The organism is Amycolatopsis cynarae (assembly GCF_026802195.1).
In the GTDB taxonomy this organism is placed as follows: Bacteria; Actinomycetota; Actinomycetes; order Mycobacteriales; family Pseudonocardiaceae; genus Amycolatopsis_E; species Amycolatopsis_E rhizosphaerae.
Map to the genome: position 1 here is coordinate 4,121,530 of NZ_CP113836.1, position 21,231 is coordinate 4,142,760.

A 21,231-nucleotide genomic window follows, 5' to 3' on the forward strand; every position below is an offset into this window, starting at 1 on the left:
TCAACCGCGCATGGAGCCGGTGCGGACGTAGTTTTCGTGCCAGGACAGCGCCTCGGACAGCAGGTGCGGGGTCTGCGCGCCGAACGACGAGCGCTGCGCGCGCTCGAAGTAGTCCCGCAGGGCCGGACGGTAGTCGGGGTGCGCACACCGCTCGATGATCAGCTCGGCCCGGCGCCGCGGCGCCAGCCCGCGCAGGTCCGCCAGGCCCTGCTCGGTCACCACCACGTCCACGTCGTGCTCGGTGTGGTCCACATGCGACACCATGGGCACGATCGTGGAGATCGCGCCGTTCTTGGCCAGCGAAGGCGTCATGAACATCGAAAGGTAGGAGTTGCGGGCGAAGTCGCCCGAACCGCCGATCCCGTTCTGGATCCGGCTGCCCATCAGGTGCGTCGAGTTGATGTTGCCGTAGATGTCGGCCTCGATGATGCCGTTCATCGCCAGGCAGCCCAGCCGCCGGATCACCTCGGGGTGGTTGCTGATCTCCTGCGGCCGCAACACGATCCGGTCGCGGTAGTCGGCCATCCTCGCGTTGAACCGGTCCATCGCGGCGGGGCTCAGCGACACCGCGGTCGCCGACGCCCTGCGCATCCGGCCCGAGTCGATCAGGTCGAGCATGCTCTCCTGGATGACCTCGGTGTAGGCGGTCAGTTCGTCGAACGGCCCGTCCTGCAGCCCGGCGAGCACCGCGTTGGCGATGTTGCCGACCCCGGACTGCAGCGGCAGCAGGTTCTTCGGCAGGCGCCCGGCCCGCACCTCCAGTTCCAGGAAGTCGAGCAGGTGACCCGCGATGCGCCGCGAGTCGGAGTTGGGCGGAGTGAAATGGGTGTTGCGGTCGGGAGAGTCGGTCTCCACCACCGCCACCACCTTCTCCGGCGGGCAGTGCAGGTAGGCCGAGCCGATCCGGTCGCCCGGACCCATGATCGGGATCGGCCGCCGCTCGGGCGGGAGCGCCGTGCCGTAGTAGATGTCGTGCATCCCCTCCAGGCTGGTGCTCTGCCACGAGTTGACCTCGAGGATCACCCGGTCCGCCTGGTCGAGCCACGTCTTGTTGTTGCCCACGGACGTCGACGGGATCAGCAGCCCCTCCTCGGTGATCCCGCTCACCTCGACGACGGCGACATCGAGCTTGCCGAAGAAGCCCTGCCACACCCGTTGCGCGACGTGCGAAAGGTGGATGTCGGTGTAGTCGAGGCTGCCGCGGTTGATCTTGTCCCGGGTGACCGGATCGGACTGGTAGGGCATCCGGAGGTCGATGCCGTCCACTTCGGCCAGCACGCCGTCCAGTTCGGGTGCGGTGGACGCGCCGGTCCACAGCCCGAGCTTCATCGGGGTTCCCTCGACACCGGCCTTGGCGACCCGCTTCGCGAGCGCCCCCGGTACCTCCTTGGGATAGCCGGCGCCGGTGAATCCGCTCATCCCGACGTTGTCGCCGTTGCGGATCAGCGAGGCGGCCTCTTCGGCGTCCACGACCTTACGGGCCAGGTCGCGGTTCCGGATCCGTCCGGTCATCCAAGCCTCCTTGCTTCGACGGAACCCAGGTCACACTGTGACGGCGATCCTAAAAGCGGGAAACGCAAGGAAAAACCACGTTGCCACCCGGTGAACACCGGCACATGATCGCGCGCCGCCGCGCCGACCTCGCCAAACACGCCTCGGGTCCGCCTGGTGAACCGGGTCACCCGCGGTTCGCTGGGCGACCCCGGCGCTCGCCCAGCGAACGTCCCGGCGCGCTTTCAGACCGGTCCGGGTTTGAGCCTGAGGTCCGCTTCGATCCTGGCCGCGGTGGCCAGCAGCAGCGGCACGACCTCGCGGCGCACGTCCTCCGGTGACGCCTGGTGCGCGTCGAGGGAAACGTTGACCGCCGCGAAGATCACGCCGCTTTCGTCGCGGACCGGTGCCGCAACGCCGCGCAACCCTTCCTCCAGTTCGCTGTCGGAGATCACGTATCCCTGCCTGCGCACCTTGGCCAGGTCGGCGAGCAGGTCCGCGGTGCTGGTGATGGTGTGCCGGGTCAACCGGTCGAGCTTCATCCCCCTGACCCGGGCCGCGAGGTGCTCCGGGGGCAGCGCCGCGAGCAGCACCTTGCCCATCGACGTCGCGTGCGCCGGAAGCCTGCTGCCGACCGGGATCGCCACGGACAGCAGCTTCGGGCTGGGTGCCTGCGCCACGTAACGGATGTCGTCGCCCTCCAGGACCGCCATCGCCGTCATCTCCCGCAGTTTCCCGGCGAGGCGCCGCAGATGCGGCTCGGCGATCTGGGGCAGGGAGCGGCGGGACAGATAGGCGTAGCCGAACTCCAGCACCTGCGAGGTGAGCGCGAAGCGGCGCCCGTCGTGCCGCACGTAGCCGAGGTCGGCGAGGGTGAGCAGGATGCGACGCGCGCCGGAGCGGTCCAGGTGCGCGGCGGTGGCCACTTCCGTCAAGCTCATTTCCGGCTCCGACGGCGAGAACGCCCGCAGCACCGCCATCGTGCGCTCGACCGAGCGCATGAAATGGTCGTTGCGCCGCTCGGTGCCCGGCTCTTGTTGACCCGCCATCCTTCACCCGCCCGACCCGCACCGTCGCAGTCGATCCTAACCGGCCCCGTCACGGCCGACGCCCGAACGCTGCCCCCCTGACGGCACGCCACGGTCGCGCTTCCCCGGCCCGGTGCCGACAATCGCAGACGAGCGGGTCTCAGAGCGGAGGTGGTCACCGTGCGGGGCAGGCGGATGCTCTGGCTGGTCGCGGTCGCCGCGGCGCTCGTGCTCGCCGTGGTGGTCGCCGTCGTGGTGACCCGCCCGAAGCCGCCGGAGGTCGCGGGCCCCGGCCCGGCGCCGGGCCCCACGCCGGGCCCGAGCGCCACCGGCGACGTCCTCATCGTCAAGATCGACGACATCGCCCCGGCGCGGCCCGCGACGGGGCTGGGCTCGGCCGACGTCGTCTACGTGGAACCCATGGAGGGCGGCCTCACCCGGCTCGCCGCGGTGTTCTCCACCCGCCGCCCCTCCGTGGCCGGCCCCGTCCGCAGCGCCCGGGAAACCGACTACGACCTGCTGGCCCAGTACGGAAAACCGGTGTTCGCCTACTCCGGCGCGGTCCCGCAGATCGTGCAGGCCCTGCACAGCCCGCCGCTGACGGACACCGTGGTCAACGCCTCCCCCGCGGACACCCGGGGCGCCTACTACCGCGACGCGTCCCGCTCCGCGCCGCACAACCTCTTCGCGCGCGCGGACGCGCTGCCCACGACCAGCGCCCGCACGCCCGCCTCCCTGTTCCCTCCCGGCGGCGCTCCCGGCGGGGGCGTTCCCGTCACCGAGCGCACGGTCGCCTACGGTGCGGCCACCTTCTCGTTCCGCTGGCAGGCGGGGCACTGGCTGATCTGGCAGGACGGCAGCCCGTTCACCTCCACGGAGGCCGGTCAGCTGGCCGCGGGCACCGTCATCGTGCAGCGGGTGGCCACCCACCCCGAGCCGTTCCCGGAGGACACCGGCGGCGGAGTGACGCCGGTGGCGGAAACGGTGGGCAGCGGTACCGCGACCGTGCTGCGCGACGGCATGAGTTTCGCGGCTACCTGGTCCCGTCCCGCCGCGGGCTCCGCCACCACCTTCACCACCGGCGACGGCCAGGCGCTGCCGGTCGCGGCGGGCCCGGTGTGGGTGCTGCTCGTGGCGTCCTGACCGGTCCAGCCCGCTCCCGCCGTATCTGCGGTCCCCGCCGGGGCTCCTGTCCACGGGGGGCTTCGCCCGGAGCGAAGCCGGAAAAACACTGGGGGAAACCATGTCCTTGACCAAGTTCGCCGATCCGCTGCGCGTCCCGCCCGTGGTCCGGCCACGGCCCGGCGGCGCATCCGGCCTGTCCCGGCTGACCATCCCGATGCGGGCCACCCGCGTCAGCCTGCACTCGGAACTGCCTTCGACACCGGCCTGGACCTATGCCGGTCACCTGCCGGGGCCGACGATCGAGGTGCGGCGCGGGCAGCCGGTGCGGATCGACTGGCGCAACGAGATCACCGGCCAGTACCCGGTGACGGCCGTCATCGGGCCCGAGTACTCGCAGAACGAGCCTGGCACCAGCGGGGGCACGGTGGATCCGCACGTGGCCGCGCTGCCGCCGTGGACGGTGGTGCACCTGCACGGCGGGCGGACGATCGCCGGCAGCGACGGCTGGACCGAGAACTGCGCGCTGACCGGCCAGTCCCAGGTGGCCGACTACGGCAACGACCAGCGCGCGAGCCTGCTGTGGTACCACGACCACGCGATGGGCATCACGCGGCTGAACGTGCTGAGCGGCCTGGCCGGGCTCTACGTCGTCCGGGACGAGGAGGAGGACCGGCTCGGTCTGCCCGCCGGCCGGTACGAGCTGCCGCTGATGCTGTTCGACCGCAATCTCGGCACCGACGGCCGCGGACGCCTCACCGGCAGGCTCCTGCACAAGACCGAGCAGGGCACCAGCGAGTTCTTCGCCCCGTTCACCCTGGTCAACGGCACCATCTGGCCCTATGCGGAGGTCGAGCCGAGGCCGTACCGCCTGCGCCTGCTCAACGCCGCCAACGCCCGGGTCTACCGCCTGCTGCTGATCGACGAGCAGGGCAGGCCGGTTTCGGAGGCTATCCGGCAGATCGGGACCGACGGCGGCCTGCTGCCCGCCCCCGTCCCGCTGCCCGCGACCGGGCTGACGCTCGCCCCGGCCGAGCGGGCCGACCTGCTCGTCGACTTCGCCGCGCTGGCGGGGCGTTCCCTGCGGCTGGTCAACACCGCGGCCGCCCCCTTCGACGGGGCGCCGCCGGCGGCAGACCTGCCGCCCGGGGTGCCGGACCCCGACCCCGACCACCGGCTGACCGAGCCGGACGTACTGCAGTTCCGGGTGGCGCGCGGGCCCGAACGGCGCCCGGTGGTGCTGCCGCCGAAGCTCAGCCCTTCGTTCACCCGCCTCGGCCACGACACCTTGCCGCCCCACGAGCACCGCACGGTCGCCCTCGTCGAGCGGGACATGCTGGAACTGTGGGAGCTCGCCGAACTGCCCGCCGGGCAGGGAGCCCCCACGGGCAGCGTGACCGACGGGATCATCCAGGTGACGGGGCCGGGCGCCACCTCCCCCGTCACCTACCGCCGCCAGGCCGCCTCCCTGGAGGACACGGTCAACTGGTTCGTCACGCTGGACGGCTGGGAGGTCTGGCACATCCTCAACCTGACCGGCGACACCCACCCGTTCCACGTGCACCTGGTGTCCTTCCAGGCGCTGGCCCGGGACCGCTACGACACCTCGGGCTTCGATCCGGCCCAGGGCGGTACGGCCAAGCCGGTGGCCTTCACCGGGACCGGCGTGCTCGACGCGAACGAGCAGGGCTGGAAGGACACCATCCGGGTCAACCCCGGTGAACAGGTCACCATCGCGGCCCGGTTCGGCGGAGCCACCGGCCGCTACCTCTACCACTGCCACATCCTGGAACACGAGGACAACGACATGATGCGGCCGTTCGTGGTGCTGCCCGCCGCGGTCAAGGCCATGATGGGCCGGATGAGCATGTGACCGGCCTGCTCCTGGCCGCCCCGCACCGGCAGGGCACCATGGACACCGGCGACCATGCCGACTACCGCGAGGAGGAGTGGCCGTGAGCGTGTGGTTCACCTCGGACACACACTTCGACCACGCGCTTGTCGCGGGCCTGCGGGGGTTCCCCTCACCGGCCGAGCACGACGCCCACGTGGTCGAGCGGTGGAACGCCACGGTGCGTCCGGGCGACCAGGTGTGGCACCTCGGCGACGTCGGCATGGGCCGGCTCGCGCGGTTCGCCGGCACCCTGCGGCAGCTCCACGGCGAGATCCACCTCGTCACCGGCAACCACGACGAACCGTGGCCGGGGCTGCGCCAGGCGCACAGGCATCAGCGCGCGTGGCTGGAGCACTTCGCCACCGTGCAGGCGTACGCACGTCGCCGCATCGCGGGCCGCAACGTGCTGCTGTGCCACTTCCCGTACGAGGGCGACCACACCGGCGAGGACCGCGCCTCGCAGTACCGCCTGCCCGACCTGGGGCTGTGGCTGCTGCACGGCCACGTGCACAGCGAGTGGCGGACGCGGGGACGCCAGCTCAACGTGGGGCTCGACGTCAACGCGATGCGCCCGGTCCACCTCGACACGATCGCCGCGGAGATCAGCGCCAACCGGTTCGACCCCAGCGCAACCCTCTGAACCGGGGAAACGCCGATCGCTTGGTCAGGACGGCCGCGGCCGGTGGCCGCTCACGATCGACAGCCGGTTGAAGGTGCCGATCGTGAGCGCCACCCAGCTCACCGCGCCGAACTCCTCGTCGGTGAGGTGCTCGCGGGCCCGGGCGAACTCCTGCTCGCGGAGGTGCGGGGCGGGCAGTCCGGTGACCGCCTCGGCCACGGCCAGCGCCGCCTGCTCGCGAGGGGAGAACAGGCCGGCCTCGCGCCAGGCGGGCAGCACCGACAACCGCTGGGCGGTTTCGCCCGCCTTGAGCGCCGCCCTGGTGTGCAGGTCGAGACAGTAGGAACAGGCGTTGATCTGCGAGACGCGCAGGTTGATCAGCTCGATGAGCCGCCGGTCGAGCCCGGCCTCCTGTGCGGTCGCGCGGACGGTCTTCGCGACCTGGAACAGCGCCTCGTACGCCTCGGGGTTCTGCTTGTCCAGGAAGACGTGCTCCCGCCGGGCCTCGGTGTCCATCCGCTGTCTCCCTCTTTCCGGAGCGAAGGGGATAGTATCGTCCCCAGTGGATGTTGACACGACAGCAATCGAGGCGGGACGGCGGGACCATGAGCAACACCGAAGCGGCGCCGGAGGAGCTGACCTGCCGGGACGAAACGGACGGCGAAGGTCCGCACGTGTCCGTGCTCACCGCCCGGGAGGTGCCGCTCGGCGGCCCGCGCGCGATGAAGGTGCGCCGGACGCTGCCGCAGCGCGAGCGCTCCCTGATCGGCGCGTGGTGCTTCGCCGACCACTACGGTCCCGAGGACGTGTCGATGACCGGCGGGATGGACGTCGCCCCGCACCCCCACACCGGACTGCAGACGGCCAGCTGGCTGTTCAGCGGCGAGATCGAGCACCGCGACAGCCTGGGTTCGCACGCACTCGTCCGCCCCGGCGAGCTGAACCTGATGACGGGCGGCCACGGGATCTGCCATTCCGAAGTGTCCACTAAGGACACCACGGTCCTGCACGGCGTGCAGCTGTGGATCGCGCTGCCGGACGAGCACCGCCGCACCGCCCGGGCGTTCCGCCACTACGCGCCCCCGCGCACGCCCCTGCCGGGCGGCGCCGCACGGGTGTTCCTCGGCACGCTCGCCGGCTCCACCTCCCCGGTGGAGACCTTCACCCCGCTGCTGGGCGCCGAACTCACCCTCGACCCGCACACGACGCTGACCCTGGACGTCGACCCGTCGTTCGAACACGGGATCCTTCTCGGCACCGGGGCGGTCACCGTCGCGGGCACCGGCCTCGCACCCGCCGAACTCGGTTACGCCGGGGCCGGCCCGGCGCGGCTGGAACTGGCGAACCCGGGCGACGAACCGGCCAGGATGCTGGTGCTCGGCGGGACACCGTTCACCGAGGCGATCGTGATGTGGTGGAACTTCCTGGGCCGCAGCCACGAGGAGATCGCGGAGTTCCGGCAGGCCTGGGAGGAGGGCTCCGAGCAGTTCGGCCGGGTCGAGGGCTACCGGGGCAGCCCGAAGCGGCTGCCCGCGCCGAAACTCCCGAACGGCAGGATCACCCCTCGCCGCAACCCCGTTCCAAACCACGACACCCCGCAGGAGAGGCACCGATGACCGAAACCGCAGACGCCGCCATCACCGTCCGCCGGGCGGACGCCGAAAACCGCTACGAAATCCGGGTGGACGGCGAGCTCGCGGGCTTCACCGCCTATCGCGACCGCGGCGAGCAGCGGGTCTTCTACCACACCGAAATCGCCGAAGCCTTCGGTGGCCGGGGGCTGAGCGGCGTGCTGGTCGGCCAGGCGCTCACCGACGTCCGCGAATCCGGCAGGACGGCCGTGCCGGTCTGCCCCCTGGTCGCCGCCTACCTGCGCAAACACCCGGAGTACGCCGACATCGCCCGTCCGGTCGAGCCCGCGATCCTGAAGTGGCTGGACACCGAACTCGGCTGAGGAGGCGTTCAACCGGCGTCGCGCGCGAGACGCTCTAGCAGCCGCTCGTAGATCACGGCCAGGGTCCTGCGCTCCGGTTCGGAGAGCAGATCGAAGAAGTAGCGGCGGACCGTTTCGACGTGTTCGGGCGCGGCGGCCTCGATGGCCGCCCGCCCCTGTCCGGTCAGCCGCACCATCGCGCCGCGCGCGTCCTCCTCGCACTCCTCGCGCGCGACCAGGCCGCGTTTTTCCATGCGCCGGACCTGATGGGACAGGCGGCTGCGGTCCCAGCCCGCGATACGGCCGAGCTCGCGCATGCGGAGCAGCCCTTCCGGCGCTTCGGACAGCGGTACCAGGACGGCGTACTCCGCGGCGGTCAGCCCGGCGTCGCGTTCGAGTTGCCGTTCGAAGGCCCGCTGGAGCTCGCGGCCGAGGCCGAGGTGGGCCCGCCACAGCCGCGCTTCCTGCTCGTCGAGCCAGCGCGCAGGTGCCATTTCCGCAGCCTAGCGCACTTTGTTGACGCGTCCCCTTCAAGCACGAGAAGCCGTGAAGACATCCCTGGGTTTTGTTTGTCAAGCGGCGGTCTGCTCGTGTTGGTGGTGTGTCCAGGCGGTGGTTTCGTTGTAGGGGGTGTGGGTTTTGAGGCATCCGTGGAGGATGCCCACGAGTCGGTTGGCGAGTTGGCGTAGGGCGGCGTAGTGGGTGAGGCCGCGGGTGCGGAGTTGGTCGTAGTAGGTGCGGGCTCCGGGGGAGGCTTTCAACGCTGACTGGGCTTGGCGCATCAGGGCGTCGATGAGGCGGTCGTTGCGGACGTAGCGGGCCCGTACGGTGGTTTTGCGGCCGGAGGCGATGGTCAGGGGGCTGGTGCCGGCGTAGTTCTTACGGGCCTTGGCGTGGCGGTAGCGGTCGGGGTCGTCGCCGAACTCGGAGAGCACCCTGGCGCCGAGGATCTGTCCGAGACCGGGCTGGGACAGGTAGATCTCGGCGTCAGGGTGCCTCCCAAAATGGGTCTTCACCTCGCCCTCCAGCTCACTGATCTCGCTGGTCAGGGTCGTGATCACCGAGATCAGCGAGCGGGTGACCGCCGCGGAAGCGGCGGTCAGGACCGGGCCACGCCCCAGATGCTGGGCGCGTAGCGCCGCCCGGATCGCCTCGGCCTTGCCCGTGACGTCACGACGGCCCGCCCTGCTCAGCGCACTGGTGATCTGCGCGCGGGACAGCCTGGCCGCCCGCGCGGGATCCGGGGCTTTGGCCAGCAAGGCCAGCGCCTCGGGCGCCCCCAGGTCGGCAAACGCTTCGAGCGCGGCCGGGAAATACTCCCGCAACACCGCCTGCAACCGCAGCAGATGCCGGGTCCTGTCCCAGATCAGGGACTGATGCGCCCGGGCCAGCTGCTGCACCCCCTCGGCCAGGTCACTGTCCCCGGCAACCTCACGCAACTGGTGCCCGTCAGTGCGCACCAGATCCGCCAGCACATGCGCATCCCCGGCGTCGCTTTTCGCACCCGACACCCCCAACCGCTCCCGCGAACGCGCCGCCTGCCGCGGATTGACCGCGAACACCCGATACCCCGCCGCGACCAGCGCCGCCACCCACGGCCCCCGATCGGTCTCGATCCCGATCAACACCTGGTCCGGCTCGGCATCGGCGGGCAACCACCGCGCCAGCAACTCATGCAGCCGCGCTACCCCCTGCACTCCTTCCGGCAACCGGGCCCTGACCAGCCGCCGCCCGGACGCATCCTGGATCTCCACATCATGGTGATCACACGCCCAGTCATCACCCACGAACAACACCACGCCCTCAACCCTCCAACCACCAGTCCGTATCGAACGAGTCACCGGCAGCCACGTGGAAGAAGATCAACGGCCTAATGGTCAAGTGCTCACACCACACAGGTCGGCACGACATCCCTTCAGTGATCAACCTCTTCCACCACCAGCAGGGGCACGGTCTTCACGAAGATCTCAACAAACCCGGGACCCACAAGTGCTCACCCACCAGCAGCCACCACATCCGAGCCTGCCAAACCAGCCCGAACACACCCCATTAGGGTCCCTTCACAGTCGTATCGACTGTGAAGGGACCCTTCACGGCAGCCGCTCCGCCAGGCTCGGGGTACCGGCGGCGCGCTGGGCGTCGTCAGCGGCTCATCGCGACGGTGATCGGGGGCACCGGTCGCGGTTCGGCACCGCGTGACGACCTCCCAGGTGTCGGGGAGGGGGGTCCGGGTGGCCTGCGGGGGGAGTCGGCCACCCGGACCTGTCTCCGACCCTACGGTGGGGCGGGCCAGCGGCCGGTTCGGCGAAGATTAGCCAAAGGTTAAATCATTTTCGTCCGGCTCGGCCGTGGCCAGCCGCACCCTCGCCTCCAGTCCCGTGCCACCGGGTCCCGGCACGAGGGTGACCGTTCCCCCGGCGGATTCGGCGAGCCGGCGCGAGATCGCCAGCCCCAGCCCGAAGCCTCCCCCGGACCGCGCGGTGCGCGCCCGCCAGAACGGTTCGAAGGCACGGGCACGCTCCTGCTCGGACAGCCCCGGCCCCTGGTCGATCACGCGCAGCAGAACCGCCCGCGGCCCGTCCGGCCCGACCCGCAGCCGCACCACCCCGCCGGGGGGCGAGGCGGTGATCGCGTTCGACACCAGGTTGTCCAGGATCTGTTCGAGACTGCCGGGCACCGCCAGCGCCGCCGGGCAGGGCGCCGTGCCGAGTTCCAACTCGACCCGCTCTTCGGCGGCGGCATCCCACCACGCGCCGACCCGGTCCCGGGCGACCCCGGCCGCGTCGACCGGCTCCGGCTCGCTCGTGGCGACCTCGGCGCGGGCCAGCACCAGCAGCGATTCGACCAGACGCCCCAGCCGGGCGGTCTCCGCCACCGCCGCGTCCAGCTTCGGCCGCTGCCCGGGCGGCAGTGCCGGTTCCAGCGTCTCCAGCCTGAGCCGCAGCGCGGTCAGCGGGCTCCGCAACTGGTGCGCGGCATCGGCCAGGAACAGCCGCTGCGCATCCATCAGCCGCTGCAACCGGCCCGCCATGAGGTTCATCGTGTCGCCGAGGGACCGCAGCTCCGGCGGCGCCGGACCGGTCGCCACGCGCGTCCCGAGCCGTCCCTGGCCGAGTTGCCGTGCGGCCTCCTGCAGGGACCGCACCGGCCGTGTCACCCAGCGCGCCAGCAGGAATCCCGCCGCCGCCACCCCGGCCAGCAGCCCGGCGGAAAGCAGGGCGAGCTCCAGCCAGTACGTCCGCACCCGCCGGTCCAGTTCCGTGGTCGGGTAGCTGATCCGCACCGCGCCGTGCACCACTCCTCCCGAGCTGACCGGGAGCGCGACGTACATCAGGTTCCGGCGCAGCGCGTCCGACCAGTGCATCCCCTGGCCCCGTTCGCCGCGCAGCGCGGCCTGGATCTCCGGCTGGGCCGAGAAGTCCTGTGACGAGCCCGCGGGACTGTCGGAGTCGGCGACCGCCTTCGCGTGCCCGTCCACGACCACGATCCGCCCGCCCGCGGCCGCGTAGTGCGCGAGCAGCGGGTCGATGGCCGGTTTGGTCCCGGCTTCCAGGTTGTCCTCCACCATCGACGCCACGTCGTAGGCGTCGCGCTGGATGTCCCCGAGCAGCACGTCGCCTTCGTGGTTGGCGAAGCCGAGCCCCAGCGGCAGTACCAGCACCGTCAGCACCAGCACGGTGATCGTCAGGTACGACAGCAGGAGCCACCGGGTCATGCCGGCTCGTTCAGGCGGTACCCCACCCCGCGCAGCGTGCTGATCCAGCCGGGATCACCGAGTTTCCTGCGCAGGCCTGCGATGTGCACGTCCAGGGTCTTCGTCGGGCCCCACCAGTTCTCGTCCCACACCTCGGCGATGATGTCCTCGCGCCGCCGTACGGTTCCCGGCTCGGCCGCGAGGTAGCTGAGCAGGTCGAACTCCTTGCCGGTGAGCTCGAGTTCCCGCTCCCCGAGCCAGACCCGCCGGGCCCGCAGGTCGATGCGCAGCGCGCCGACGGAAAGCTCTTCGCGCGGCGCCGCGGCCTCCCGGCCCGAGCGCCGCAGCACCGCGTGGATGCGGGCCACCAGTTCCCGGAACCCGAACGGCTTGACCACGTAGTCGTCCGCGCCCAGTTCCAGCAGCAGCACCCGGTCCAGTTCCTCGCCCCGCGCGGTGACCACGATGACCGGCGCCGCGCTCTTGGCCCGCAACCGGCGGCAGACCTCGTTGCCGTCCACATCGGGCAGGCCGAGGTCCAGCAGGACCAGGTCCGCCGGAGGGGCCTGCAGCGCCTCGTCGCCCGAGGACACGCGGCGCACCCCGAATCCCGCGTACGACAGGCCCTCGGCCAGCGGTTCCGCGATCGCGTCGTCGTCTTCGACGAGCAGCAGTTCGGGACGCGGAGCCGGGGCGTCGCCCTCCGCCCTCGCCGCCTTCGCCTCGCGATCCGGCGATACCGGCATCGAACCTCCTCGCCCGGGTGTTGCGCCCACCGTGCGGGGTGCGCGGCGGTACTGGCAAGAGCAGAAGGTCACCCGCGCGGCGAGCCTCGGTGATCGAGGTAGTGGTGGAGGCGGGCCGCGCCTTCGAGCATGGCCAGGGACCGGCGGTCGAGGTCGGCCTGGCGGCGCGCGATGGCCTCCCGCAGCGCCTCACCGCTGCCCTCCCGGCGCAGCCCGTCGAGGATGAACCGGATCTGCGGCAACCGGTAGTGCCCCTGCCGCAGCATCCTGATCATGCGCGCGTCCCGCACGTCCGCGGGCCGGTAGCGGCGGTATCCGGTGCCGGAGTCCCGCTCCGGCCGCAGCAGCCCGACCGATTCCCAGACGCGCAGCGCCGAGGTGCGGACACCGAGCAGCGAGGCCACCTCGCCGATCCGGACGGTCGCGCGGGGCAGGGCCGAGGTGTCCGGCTCCCCCGCCGCGATCGCTTCGAGCGCCTCCCCGGCGGCCCTCAGCGAGGTCCTCTCGTCGTGCAGAGCGGCGTGAGCGGCGTCGGCGAGGGCGAGGGCTCCGGGGAGGTCCCCCTCGTGCACGGCCCGCATCACCGCCCGTGCGGTGTCGATGCCGAACCCCTTCGCCAGCGCCCGGAAGGCGAGCAGCGCCTCCCGGTGTGTCGCGTCGAAACGGCGGTAGCCGGACGGGGCGCGCGGCGCCGGGGGCAGGACACCGGCATCCGCGTAGTTGCGGATCTGCTGTGTCGACAAACCGGTGAGCCGGGCCAGGTCGATCGGGCGCAGCGCCCGGTCCTCGGGGGGTACCTGCACCCCGCCATCGTGCCGTGCCCGCCGTCACCCGCCGATCAGGTGCGCCAGCGGCGGCCGTGAGGGGGCCCTTCACAGCTCCGGGCAAACGGGAGTGGGCCGGTCAGGGGCCGGGGGTTCGTGGGCGACGGCGACGGGGCAGGGCGAGTGCCGCAGCAGGGCCTGGCTGGTGGAACCGAGCAGCAGACCGGCCAGCGCGCCGCGGCCGCGGGTGCCGACCACGATGAGCTGCGCGGCCGCGCCGTACTCCAGCAGCCCGGCCGAGGGTTTTCCGCTCAGCACCACCGCTTCGACGTCCACGCCCGGGAACTTCCCCTCCCACTCGCGCAGCCTGAGCGCCAGTGCCCGTTCCTCGGTGGGCCCGGGGTCGTCGGCCACGTGCACCGCGACGACCGCGGTGCCACGCAGGTCGGCCTCGTCGAAAGCGAACGCCAGCGCCGCCTCCGACAGCCCGGCCACCCCGGCCACCACCGGCCCCTCCCCCGACAACCTGCCGCGGGCCACCACGACCGGTGCCCGCGCGTGGGCGGCGAGCTGCTGCGCCACCGAACCGAGCAGCGGCTGCAGCCCGGAGCCCAGGCCGCGCCAGCCGAGCACCAGCATCGAGGCGTGTGCCGACTCGGCGACGAGGTTCCGCCGCGGATCACCCACCTGCAGGGAGGTTTCCACCGCCAGCCCCGGTTCGGTCGCCGCGGCGGCGGCCGCCGCCTCCCGCAGCCAGTCCCGGCCGAGGCTGGGCACCGAGCACACATGCAGCAGCCGCAGCGGGAGCCTCCGCCGCACCGACTCCGTGGCGCCCCACCGGACCGCGTCCAGTGCGCTGTCGGAGCCGTCCACACCGACGACGACCGGTTCCTCCCGCGGCGGGACGGTGGTCATGCCGGCTTCGCCCGCGTCGCCCGCCGCAGCGGGATCACGCTGCGCTCGGCCAGCGCCTTGGCCTCTTCGACCTCCGCCTCCAGCGCGGCCACCAGCCGTTCGGGATCCGGCAGGAGCGTGCGATCGGTGCCGAACCCGAAGAACACCTGGCCCGCGTAGCTGAAGATGCACACGGTGATCGCCTGCCGTCCGCTGCACGGTGCCCAGCCGACCACGCCCGCCACCTTCGCCCCGGCCACCGCCATCGGTGACCGCGGCCCGGGCACGTTCGTCAGCACCCCCACCGCCTTGTCGGTGAAGTAGCGGATCAGCGCCGCGGCGACCGCGGGCGGGCTCTGGCTCACCAGCTGTTGCAGGACCAGGGTGAGCACCGGCTCGTAGGAGTCGCGGATGCGCAGCACCCGCCGGTGCACCTCGGCGAGCCGTTCGTGGAAACCACCCCGGCCCATCGGGAGGTGCGCCAGTACCAGCGAGAAGTGGTTGCCCAGCGTCGGCGGGAGTTGCGCGTCGAACCGGGACAGGCTGACCGGCAGCATCCAGGTCATGTCGCGCGGGATCCGCCGGGCAGGGCGGTCGCGGGCCAGGTAGCGGTCCATGGCACCGGCGACCAGCGCGGTGCACACGTCGTTCACCGTGGTCCCGGTCGCGCGGCTGATGCGGCTGATCGTGCTCAGCGGCACCGGATCGCCCCAGGCGGCCGTCTTCTCCTCCCCGGGTTCGCCCTCCCAGGCCCGTCCGCTGCCCTTGAAACCGAACAGCTTCGCCACGCTGCCCGCGCTGTGCCAGACCGTCACGCCCGTGTTGGACACGGCGTCAACCAGCCGCCGCGGTCCCGGCGGCAGGACGGAAGTGGCCAGATCCACGGCGGCGCCCGCCGCGCCGACCACCGCCGAGGTGCCCAGGGCGGGCAGCGCCACCACGGCCTGCGCGAGCGGCCCGAGGCGGCGGGCGGCCTCGTCGAGCCGAAGGCCCAGCTGGTCGACACCGCGCAGGGTGGCCGCCGCGAACCGGGCCGCGGGGTGGGCCGTCGGCTCGTGGTGCGGCGCCATGCCGCCGACCCGCGCGGCGGGCCCCGCGGGTTCCTCCTCGACGGGGTCGAACATGCTGAACATGACCTGGGTGAGCCGGATCCCGTCGGCCATCGCGTGGTGCGAACGCATCACGAAGGCGCTGCCCCCGCGGTAGCCCCGCAGCAGGTGGATCACCCACAGCGGGTGGTGTTCGTCGAACGGGCGGCTGCGTTCGGCGGCGACGAACTCCTGCAGCTGCGGGGTGTCGCCGGGCGGGGGCAGGTCGTGCACCCGGAAGTGCCGGCCGAGGTCGAAATCCGGATCCGTCTCCCACACCAGGGGCCGCCCCGGCGTGTGGTGGGGCACCGGGCGCTGCAGGAACACCGGGAAGCGGGCGAGCACGCGGTCGGCCACCACCTCCCGCAGCCGGTCGGGGTCGATCGGCTGCTCGGTCCACACCACGGAGGTGATGAGCAGCCGGTTCGACGGGCGGTCCAGGTGCAGCCAGAGACTGTCCTGTGCGCGCACGGGACGATGGGGGCCGACGAGGGTGTGCGTCATACGATCGACCCCGGAAGGTATTCGGCGGTGGCCAGGGCGGGTCCGGCCCCGGCGTCCGGATCGCCCGGCCGGGCGGGCACGATCACCACCGGGCAGGTCGCGTGGTGCAGGCAGTACCCGCACACCGAGCCGACCAGCGCGCGCAGCATCATGCCGTGCCCGTGGCTGCCGAGCACCAGCAGCGAGGCGCCTCGCGCCCGGTCCAGCAGCACATCCTTCGCCTCGCCTTCGACCGCTTCGGCCCGGACGGCGACACCGGGGCGGGCGGTCTTGCGCACCAGCGCGTCGAGATCGCGGCGGTGGGCGGCGGCGACCTCCTCCACCGGGTCGGCGGGGGCACCGGACTCGCCGGGAGGCGGGTGGGTCCAGGCCGTCACGGCGACCACTTCGCGGCCCGTCGGTCCGGCCTCGGCCATGGCCCAGCGCAGCGCGGCGACACTGGTCTGCGAGCCGTCCACACCGACGACGATCGGACCCCTCGGCCCCGTCGAACCCTCCGCGGCCATCGCACGTCCTTCCTGCCGGGCTGGCTGCTTCCAGCTTCAGCCGGTCGGCGCCGGGGGTGAAGGGCCCTTGGTCACCGGTTTCCGCGCGCCGATCGCCTGCCGCAGCGCGGCGAGCCGCGCACGGTCGCGCTCGTCGGCGGCGGCGAGTTCCTCGGCACTGAGCACGGTGGCGTCCGGCCCGGGGAAGAGCAGCGAAACGCGGTCGTCGGCCACCCAGCGCACCAGGTACGGCGGGGACCCGTCCGGCGACCGCACCTCGAGGATCCGGCCGCGCTGCCAGGGCAGGTCGACGGTGCGCCCCCGGATGAGGATCCAGTCCCCGGGCTCGGCACGCATCGCCGCCGTCCTAACCGGCCATGCGGGGCAGCACCGGCTCGGCCCGGTCGGCCGTCGCGCTGCTTTCCCTGCTGACGAAGGAGTTCAGTGCCGTGAAGCTGTCCATCAGCTGGGCCGGGAAGATGATCGTGGAGTTGCGCTCGATCGCGATCTCCGACAGCACCTGCAGATTGCGCAGCTGCAGGGCGATCGGATGCCGGGCCATCACGTCGGCGGCCTCGGCGAGCTTGTCCGCCGAGAGCGCCTCCCCCTCCGCTGCGATGATCTTGCCGCGCTTCTCGCGCTCCGCCTCGGCTTCGCGGGCCATCGCGCGCTGCATCGACTGCGGCAGCTCGATGTCCTTGAGCTCGACCATCTCCACCAGGACACCCCAGGTTTCGCTGGTCCGGTCGAGGATGGTCTTGATCGCCTCGTTGAGCGTCTCGGTCTCCGACAGCACCCGGTCCAATGTGGACCGGCCGACCACGTTGCGGACGGTGGTCTGCGCGATCTGGTTGATCGCCGACTCCACGTTCTCGATCGCCACGATCGAGCGCACCGGGTCGACCCGCCGGAAGTAGGCGACCGCGGCCACCCCGATGGACACGTTGTCCCTGGTGATGATCTGCTGGGACGGGATGGGCATGGTCACCGTGCGCAGGCTGACCTTCCGCATCCGGTCCACGATCGGGATCATGAACCGCAAGCCGGGCTCCCGGACCACGCGGATCCGCCCCAGCCGGAACACCACCCCCCGTTCGTACTGGCGCACGATCGCCACTCCGAGACTGCTCACGATCCCACCTCCGGCCTCCAGCGTGCGCCCGCCCGCTCTGGGGGAGCAGGGTCTTTCCGCCCCGCCGGACCGCCGAAAGTCCTTCCGCCCCGGTACTGGCTAGAGGCCGATCCTGTCCAGCTCGGAGAGCTCCTCGCCGGAGAGCTGCAGTCCCGCGCCCTCGACGTTCTCGCGCAGGTGCGCCACCGACGAGGTGCCGGGAATGAGCAGGATGTTCGGCGACCGCCGCAGCAGCCAGGCCAGTGCGACGGACATCGGCGTCGCATCCAAGCGTGCGGCCACGGCCGACAGCACCGAGGACTGCAGCGGGCTGAAGCCGCCGAGCGGGAAGAAGGGCACGTAGGCGATGCCCTCTTCGGCGAGCCTGTCGATCAGCTCGTCGTCGTGGCGGTGCGCGAGGTTGTACATGTTCTGCACGCAGACGATCGGCGCGATCGCCTGCGCCTCGGCGACCTGCTCCGCCGTCGCGTTGCTCACGCCGAGGTGCCGGATCAGGCCCTGCTGCTGGAGTTCGACGAGCGTCTCGAACGCCTCGGCGACCGGCTCGGGCTGCGGTCCCTCGGCGTTGCCGAGCCGGAGGTTGACCAGGTCGAGCACCTCGAGACCGAGGGTTTCGAGGTTCTCGCGGACGGCCCGGCGCAGGTCCTCCGGCTTCCGGGCCGGGGGCCAGCCGCCCTGCCGGTCCCGGATCGCGCCGACCTTGGTCACGATGTGCAGCGACTCGGGGTAGGGGTGCAGCGCTTGGCGGATCAGCTGGTTGGTGACGCGCGGCCCGTAGGCGTCGGCGGTGTCGATGTGGGTGATGCCGAGGCCGACGGCCTCGCGGAGGACGGCAAGTGCGCCGTCATGGTCCGCGGGCGGCCCCATGACCCCGGGACCGGCGAGCTGCATGGCGCCGTAGCCGAACCGGGTGACCCTCAGGTCGCCCAGGGTCCAGGTGCCGCCGGGAAGTGAGGTGGGAAGCGTGCCCATGCCTTGCCTTTCCTGATGCGCCGGGTACTGGTGCCCAGCGGTTCGCTGCATCAGTATTGGTGGGTAGCTTCCTGGCGGGAAGTAGGCACTTGGAAGTGCGTAACACCCCCACGGGTTAGAGGAGCGAGGGAATGGCAACCATGACGGCGGCCCAGAAGAGGGCGCAGACCAAGGCGGAATACGACGCCTTCCTGGCGGCGTGTCCCAGCCGCAAACTGCTCGACCGGATCTCCGACAAATGGGTCACGCTGGTCCTGGCCGCCCTGGGCGGCGACGGCTCGCACCAGGCGGGCACCCACTGCGCCGGTGAGCCCCGGTCGATGCGCTACTCCGAACTGGCCCGCCTGCTGGCCGGGGTCAGCCAGAAGATGCTCACCCAGACGCTGCGCTCCTTGGAGCGCGACGGTCTCGTCACCCGCACCGTGACCGCGACCGTGCCCGTCACGGTCTCCTACGAGCTGACCGACCTCGGTCTTTCACTGCAGCACACGATGCGGAGCCTCAAGACCTGGGCCGAGATGCACATGGACGAGGTGCTCGCCCACCGCGCGACGTACGACACCGGCACCGCCTGACCCCGCCCTTCCCCTGGGGCGAGCCGTGAAGGGTCCCTTCACAGTCGTATCGACTGTGAAGGGACCACGGCCCACGGCCCAGGCCGGGCCGGGCGGGGTGGGGCGGGTCAGGCGGAGCGGACGAGGAGCACGGGGCACTCGGCGTGTTCCAGGAGCGCGTGGCTGGTGGAGCCGAGCAGCAGACCGCGGAACCCGCCGCGGCCACGGCTGCCGACCACCATCAGCTGCGCCTTCGTGCTCCATTCGAGCAGTTCGTGCCGCGGCCGGTCCTGCGCGACCACCCGCCGCACGCCGACCTCCGGGTACTTCTCCTCCCAGCCCGCCAGCGCCTCGGCCAGCACGCGCGTCTCCGACTCGCGCAGCGGCTCGAAGCTGAATTCGGCACGCGCCGCGGAGAAGACCTGCCGGGTGTCGGCGTCACTCCAGGTGTGCACCGCCACCAGCGGCGCCTTGCGCAGCGAAGCCTCCTCGAAGGCCAGCTCGATCGCGGCCTCGGACTCCGGGCTTCCGTCCACGCCGACCACGACCGGATCGTCCACCGCGGCCGCGCCGCGCTCCTTTCCGCGGACCACCACCAGCGGGCACCGCGAGCGCGCCGAAACCGACGCCGCCGTCGAGCCGAGCAGCAGGTCGCCGAACTCGCCCCGGCCCGCGCAGCCCAGCACGAGCAGCTTCGCCCGCTCGGACCAGCCGAGCAGGAACGGGATCGGAGCATCCACAGTGGACTCGGTGTCGATCTCCAGCTCCGGGTGCACCCGCCCGGCCAGCTCCGCCGCCTCGCGCAGCAGCGAGCGGGACTCCGCCTGCCGGATGTCCAGCCAGTCCTTGGGCGGCATCGTCTCGCCGTAGAAGGCGTCCGGGATGCCGAAGGCGTGCACCAGGGTCAGCGGCATCCGGCGGCGCGCCGCCTCGTCGGCCCCCCACAACACGGCCCGGCGTGACCCCGGCGAACCGTCGATGCCCACCACGATCGGCGCGCTCATGCTTGCTCCTCCTGTCGTTCGATTTCCCCCGCGTAGGAGCGGGCGCGGACGATGCCCGGCACCCCTTCGGCGAGGATCACCGCGACCTCGCGATCCTTCGGGCTGTCGTACCGGTCAATGATCGTCGCCTCGCCGTCGCGGACGTCCACCACCCACCGCTCCGGGCCGCCGAAGACCGCCAGCCGCTGCTCCACGTCCCGCGCGAGCACCTGGTCGGGCCGGGCGAGCACCCGCAGGAAGTCGTGCCGCGTGACGATCCCGGCCAGTCGCCCGCGGTCGGTCACCGGCACGCTGCGCATGTGCCGCTCGACCATCATGCGCGCCAGTTGCCGCGCCCCGGCGTTCACGTCCACCGCGGCCGCCGGGGAGGTCATCACCTCCCCCACGGTGCGGGCCGGTTTCCTCGGCTCCTGGGGGAAGCGGTCGGCGACGAAGTCCTCCTCGCTGACGATCCCCACAAGGGCGCCGTCGTCGTCGACCACGGGCAGTGCGGTGTAGCCGTGCTGCGACAGCAGGAGTTCCGCGGTCTTCACCGGTGTCTCCGGCTTCGCCGTGATCACCGGGTGGCTCATGATGTCTCGCGCCCTCATCGTTTCTCCTCACGAGTAGCTGCGGTGGTCCAGACGGGCCCACTCGCGTTCCCAGCGGGCGTACCGTCCCCGGTCCAGCAGACGGCGGAGCGCGCCGAACACCATGGCGAGCCCGGCCGCGAACGCGGTCCAGGTGAGCACGCCGGTGGCGATCCCCGTCATGACGGCGGCTTCCGGCGGCGCCGGCGGGGCGGTGGGCGTGCCCCGGGTGTCCAGCCAGATCGGCACGGTGGCCCCGGCGGGCGTTCCGCGCGGGGCCGTCACCATCCCGCTCCGCGCGCCGCCCGCCACCTGCCAGGAGGCCGGGACCGCGACCGTGGCGGACACCGGAACCCCGTGCGGGCCGACCGTTTCGGCGGGGGCGTCGGAGAGCAGGACGGCGGTGGCGGGCTGGCGGGTGGCGGACTCGGCCTCGGCGGTCTGCTTCTGCCTGCCGTAGCTGTCCGACCCCAGCGAAGCCGCCACCGGCACCGCCAGCAACGCGAGCAGCACCACGACCAGCAGCAGCACGCTTTCCACCCGGTCCGCCGTCCGGACCAGCGGATTTCCGCCCGCGTGCGGTAGCCGCCACCATCGGATCCCGCTCATCACCACCGGCCTCCTGCCCTGAACTCGGTTCCGCCACCGAGCATCACGATGCGGCGGCGGCGGGCGAAGGGCCCTTGGTCACCGGCGGGCGAGGCCGAGGACCCCGGCTGCGCCCGGGTTCCGCTTCCG

The 21,231-nt window shown here is 72.0% G+C and carries 23 protein-coding genes; 6 read left to right on the top strand and 17 right to left on the bottom strand.

What is annotated here, in order from left to right; all coding sequences use genetic code 11:
* Both ORV05_RS19705 and ORV05_RS19710 read right to left on the bottom strand, forming a co-directional pair.
* Entirely contained in the window at nt 1–1,512 is a 1,512-nt protein-coding gene (locus ORV05_RS19705) for an acetyl-CoA hydrolase/transferase family protein (protein WP_268441063.1), read from the bottom strand.
* A gap of 224 nt (nt 1,513–1,736) precedes the next feature.
* Entirely contained in the window at nt 1,737–2,540 is an 804-nt protein-coding gene (locus ORV05_RS19710) for an IclR family transcriptional regulator domain-containing protein (protein ID WP_268441065.1), read from the bottom strand.
* Nucleotides 2,541–2,699: 159 nt separating this feature from the next.
* Here ORV05_RS19710 and ORV05_RS19715 point away from each other — a divergent pair, with 159 nt between their 5' ends.
* The 3 genes from ORV05_RS19715 to ORV05_RS19725 all read left to right on the top strand — a co-directional run bounded on the left by ORV05_RS19715 (nt 2,700) and on the right by ORV05_RS19725 (nt 6,175).
* Nucleotides 2,700–3,662, top strand: a complete 963-nt coding sequence (locus ORV05_RS19715) for a DUF3048 domain-containing protein (RefSeq protein ID WP_268441067.1) — start codon at nt 2,700–2,702, stop codon at nt 3,660–3,662.
* A gap of 100 nt (nt 3,663–3,762) precedes the next feature.
* Entirely contained in the window at nt 3,763–5,514 is a 1,752-nt protein-coding gene (locus tag ORV05_RS19720) for a multicopper oxidase family protein (protein WP_268441069.1), read from the top strand.
* 82 nt (nt 5,515–5,596) lie between these two features.
* The gene (locus ORV05_RS19725; protein ID WP_268441071.1) at nt 5,597–6,175 is read left to right on the top strand and encodes a metallophosphoesterase family protein; all 579 of its coding nucleotides are present in this window, start codon (nt 5,597–5,599) and stop codon (nt 6,173–6,175) included.
* 24 nt (nt 6,176–6,199) lie between these two features.
* On the opposite strand, the gene ORV05_RS19730 is transcribed toward ORV05_RS19725, so the two are convergent.
* Nucleotides 6,200–6,670 carry a carboxymuconolactone decarboxylase family protein gene (locus ORV05_RS19730; RefSeq protein ID WP_268441073.1) on the bottom strand — a complete coding sequence of 157 codons (471 nt, stop codon included), beginning with the start codon at nt 6,668–6,670 and terminating at the stop codon, nt 6,200–6,202.
* Nucleotides 6,671–6,759: 89 nt separating this feature from the next.
* Between ORV05_RS19730 and ORV05_RS19735 the strand changes: the two genes are divergently transcribed.
* Both ORV05_RS19735 and ORV05_RS19740 read left to right on the top strand, forming a co-directional pair.
* The gene (locus ORV05_RS19735) at nt 6,760–7,770 is read left to right on the top strand and encodes a pirin family protein (protein WP_268441075.1); all 1,011 of its coding nucleotides are present in this window, start codon (nt 6,760–6,762) and stop codon (nt 7,768–7,770) included.
* Nucleotides 7,767–8,108 carry a GNAT family N-acetyltransferase gene (locus tag ORV05_RS19740; RefSeq protein ID WP_268441077.1) on the top strand — a complete coding sequence of 114 codons (342 nt, stop codon included), beginning with the start codon at nt 7,767–7,769 and terminating at the stop codon, nt 8,106–8,108. The genes ORV05_RS19735 and ORV05_RS19740 overlap by 4 nt, the downstream gene beginning before the upstream one ends.
* Before the next feature lie 8 nt (nt 8,109–8,116).
* Here the strand turns inward: ORV05_RS19740 and ORV05_RS19745 are convergent, their stop codons facing one another.
* The 11 genes from ORV05_RS19745 to ORV05_RS19795 form a co-directional block, all read right to left on the bottom strand.
* Nucleotides 8,117–8,581: a MarR family winged helix-turn-helix transcriptional regulator gene (locus ORV05_RS19745; protein ID WP_268441079.1), complete on the bottom strand. Its 465-nt coding sequence runs from the start codon at nt 8,579–8,581 to the stop codon at nt 8,117–8,119.
* Nucleotides 8,582–8,659: 78 nt separating this feature from the next.
* On the bottom strand, nt 8,660–9,883 hold the full coding sequence (locus ORV05_RS19750) for an IS110 family RNA-guided transposase (protein WP_268759824.1): 1,224 nt from the start codon (nt 9,881–9,883) through the stop codon (nt 8,660–8,662).
* A gap of 515 nt (nt 9,884–10,398) precedes the next feature.
* Nucleotides 10,399–11,802 carry a sensor histidine kinase gene (locus ORV05_RS19755; RefSeq protein WP_268441081.1) on the bottom strand — a complete coding sequence of 468 codons (1,404 nt, stop codon included), beginning with the start codon at nt 11,800–11,802 and terminating at the stop codon, nt 10,399–10,401.
* Nucleotides 11,799–12,527, bottom strand: coding sequence for a response regulator transcription factor (locus tag ORV05_RS19760; protein ID WP_268441083.1), 729 nt, complete (start codon nt 12,525–12,527; stop codon nt 11,799–11,801). Before ORV05_RS19760 ends, ORV05_RS19755 begins: the two co-directional genes overlap by 4 nt.
* Nucleotides 12,528–12,595: 68 nt before the next feature.
* Nucleotides 12,596–13,330, bottom strand: coding sequence for a MerR family transcriptional regulator (locus tag ORV05_RS19765; RefSeq protein ID WP_268441085.1), 735 nt, complete (start codon nt 13,328–13,330; stop codon nt 12,596–12,598).
* A gap of 69 nt (nt 13,331–13,399) precedes the next feature.
* Entirely contained in the window at nt 13,400–14,206 is an 807-nt protein-coding gene (locus ORV05_RS19770) for a universal stress protein (RefSeq protein ID WP_268441087.1), read from the bottom strand.
* On the bottom strand, nt 14,203–15,777 hold the full coding sequence (locus ORV05_RS19775) for a WS/DGAT domain-containing protein (RefSeq protein ID WP_268441088.1): 1,575 nt from the start codon (nt 15,775–15,777) through the stop codon (nt 14,203–14,205). The genes ORV05_RS19770 and ORV05_RS19775 overlap by 4 nt, the downstream gene beginning before the upstream one ends.
* Entirely contained in the window at nt 15,774–16,283 is a 510-nt protein-coding gene (locus ORV05_RS19780; RefSeq protein ID WP_268441090.1) for a universal stress protein, read from the bottom strand. The genes ORV05_RS19775 and ORV05_RS19780 overlap by 4 nt, the downstream gene beginning before the upstream one ends.
* A gap of 36 nt (nt 16,284–16,319) precedes the next feature.
* On the bottom strand, nt 16,320–16,619 hold the full coding sequence (locus tag ORV05_RS19785) for a DUF1918 domain-containing protein (protein WP_144592024.1): 300 nt from the start codon (nt 16,617–16,619) through the stop codon (nt 16,320–16,322).
* Nucleotides 16,620–16,629: 10 nt separating this feature from the next.
* A complete protein-coding gene (locus ORV05_RS19790; RefSeq protein WP_268441092.1) occupies nt 16,630–17,394 on the bottom strand; it encodes a slipin family protein in 765 nt (254 codons plus the stop codon).
* Nucleotides 17,395–17,493: 99 nt separating this feature from the next.
* On the bottom strand, nt 17,494–18,366 hold the full coding sequence (locus tag ORV05_RS19795) for an aldo/keto reductase family oxidoreductase (RefSeq protein WP_268441094.1): 873 nt from the start codon (nt 18,364–18,366) through the stop codon (nt 17,494–17,496).
* A 131-nt stretch (nt 18,367–18,497) separates the two neighbouring features.
* On the opposite strand from ORV05_RS19795, the gene ORV05_RS19800 reads away from it, so the two are divergent.
* On the top strand, nt 18,498–18,941 hold the full coding sequence (locus ORV05_RS19800; RefSeq protein WP_268441096.1) for a winged helix-turn-helix transcriptional regulator: 444 nt from the start codon (nt 18,498–18,500) through the stop codon (nt 18,939–18,941).
* A 107-nt stretch (nt 18,942–19,048) separates the two neighbouring features.
* Here the strand turns inward: ORV05_RS19800 and ORV05_RS19805 are convergent, their stop codons facing one another.
* The 3 genes from ORV05_RS19805 to ORV05_RS19815 are packed head-to-tail and all read right to left on the bottom strand — an operon-like array spanning nt 19,049 to nt 21,102.
* Complete coding sequence (locus tag ORV05_RS19805) at nt 19,049–19,924, bottom strand: universal stress protein (RefSeq protein ID WP_268441098.1); 876 nt, start codon at nt 19,922–19,924, stop codon at nt 19,049–19,051.
* A complete protein-coding gene (locus ORV05_RS19810) occupies nt 19,921–20,514 on the bottom strand; it encodes a CBS domain-containing protein (RefSeq protein ID WP_268441100.1) in 594 nt (197 codons plus the stop codon). Before ORV05_RS19810 ends, ORV05_RS19805 begins: the two co-directional genes overlap by 4 nt.
* 9 nt (nt 20,515–20,523) lie before the next feature.
* On the bottom strand, nt 20,524–21,102 hold the full coding sequence (locus ORV05_RS19815; protein WP_268441102.1) for an Rv1733c family protein: 579 nt from the start codon (nt 21,100–21,102) through the stop codon (nt 20,524–20,526).
* Nucleotides 21,103–21,231 lie beyond the last annotated feature (129 nt).

Bases quoted from the DNA above. Each gene is read 5' to 3' on its own strand.
- ORV05_RS19705 (WP_268441063.1), bottom strand. From the start codon at position 1,512: ATGACCGGACGGATCCGGAACCGCGACCTGGCCCGTAAGGTCGTGGAC.
- ORV05_RS19710 (WP_268441065.1), bottom strand. From the start codon at position 2,540: ATGGCGGGTCAACAAGAGCCGGGCACCGAGCGGCGCAACGACCATTTC.
- ORV05_RS19720 (WP_268441069.1), top strand. From the start codon at position 3,763: ATGTCCTTGACCAAGTTCGCCGATCCGCTGCGCGTCCCGCCCGTGGTC.
- ORV05_RS19730 (WP_268441073.1), bottom strand. From the start codon at position 6,670: ATGGACACCGAGGCCCGGCGGGAGCACGTCTTCCTGGACAAGCAGAAC.
- ORV05_RS19735 (WP_268441075.1), top strand. From the start codon at position 6,760: ATGAGCAACACCGAAGCGGCGCCGGAGGAGCTGACCTGCCGGGACGAA.
- ORV05_RS19740 (WP_268441077.1), top strand. From the start codon at position 7,767: ATGACCGAAACCGCAGACGCCGCCATCACCGTCCGCCGGGCGGACGCC.
- ORV05_RS19745 (WP_268441079.1), bottom strand. From the start codon at position 8,581: ATGGCACCTGCGCGCTGGCTCGACGAGCAGGAAGCGCGGCTGTGGCGG.
- ORV05_RS19755 (WP_268441081.1), bottom strand. From the start codon at position 11,802: ATGACCCGGTGGCTCCTGCTGTCGTACCTGACGATCACCGTGCTGGTG.
- ORV05_RS19760 (WP_268441083.1), bottom strand. From the start codon at position 12,527: ATGCCGGTATCGCCGGATCGCGAGGCGAAGGCGGCGAGGGCGGAGGGC.
- ORV05_RS19770 (WP_268441087.1), bottom strand. From the start codon at position 14,206: ATGACCACCGTCCCGCCGCGGGAGGAACCGGTCGTCGTCGGTGTGGAC.
- ORV05_RS19775 (WP_268441088.1), bottom strand. From the start codon at position 15,777: ATGACGCACACCCTCGTCGGCCCCCATCGTCCCGTGCGCGCACAGGAC.
- ORV05_RS19780 (WP_268441090.1), bottom strand. From the start codon at position 16,283: ATGGCCGCGGAGGGTTCGACGGGGCCGAGGGGTCCGATCGTCGTCGGT.
- ORV05_RS19785 (WP_144592024.1), bottom strand. From the start codon at position 16,619: ATGCGTGCCGAGCCCGGGGACTGGATCCTCATCCGGGGGCGCACCGTC.
- ORV05_RS19795 (WP_268441094.1), bottom strand. From the start codon at position 18,366: ATGGGCACGCTTCCCACCTCACTTCCCGGCGGCACCTGGACCCTGGGC.
- ORV05_RS19800 (WP_268441096.1), top strand. From the start codon at position 18,498: ATGGCAACCATGACGGCGGCCCAGAAGAGGGCGCAGACCAAGGCGGAA.
- ORV05_RS19805 (WP_268441098.1), bottom strand. From the start codon at position 19,924: ATGAGCGCGCCGATCGTGGTGGGCATCGACGGTTCGCCGGGGTCACGC.
- ORV05_RS19810 (WP_268441100.1), bottom strand. From the start codon at position 20,514: ATGAGGGCGCGAGACATCATGAGCCACCCGGTGATCACGGCGAAGCCG.
- ORV05_RS19815 (WP_268441102.1), bottom strand. From the start codon at position 21,102: ATGAGCGGGATCCGATGGTGGCGGCTACCGCACGCGGGCGGAAATCCG.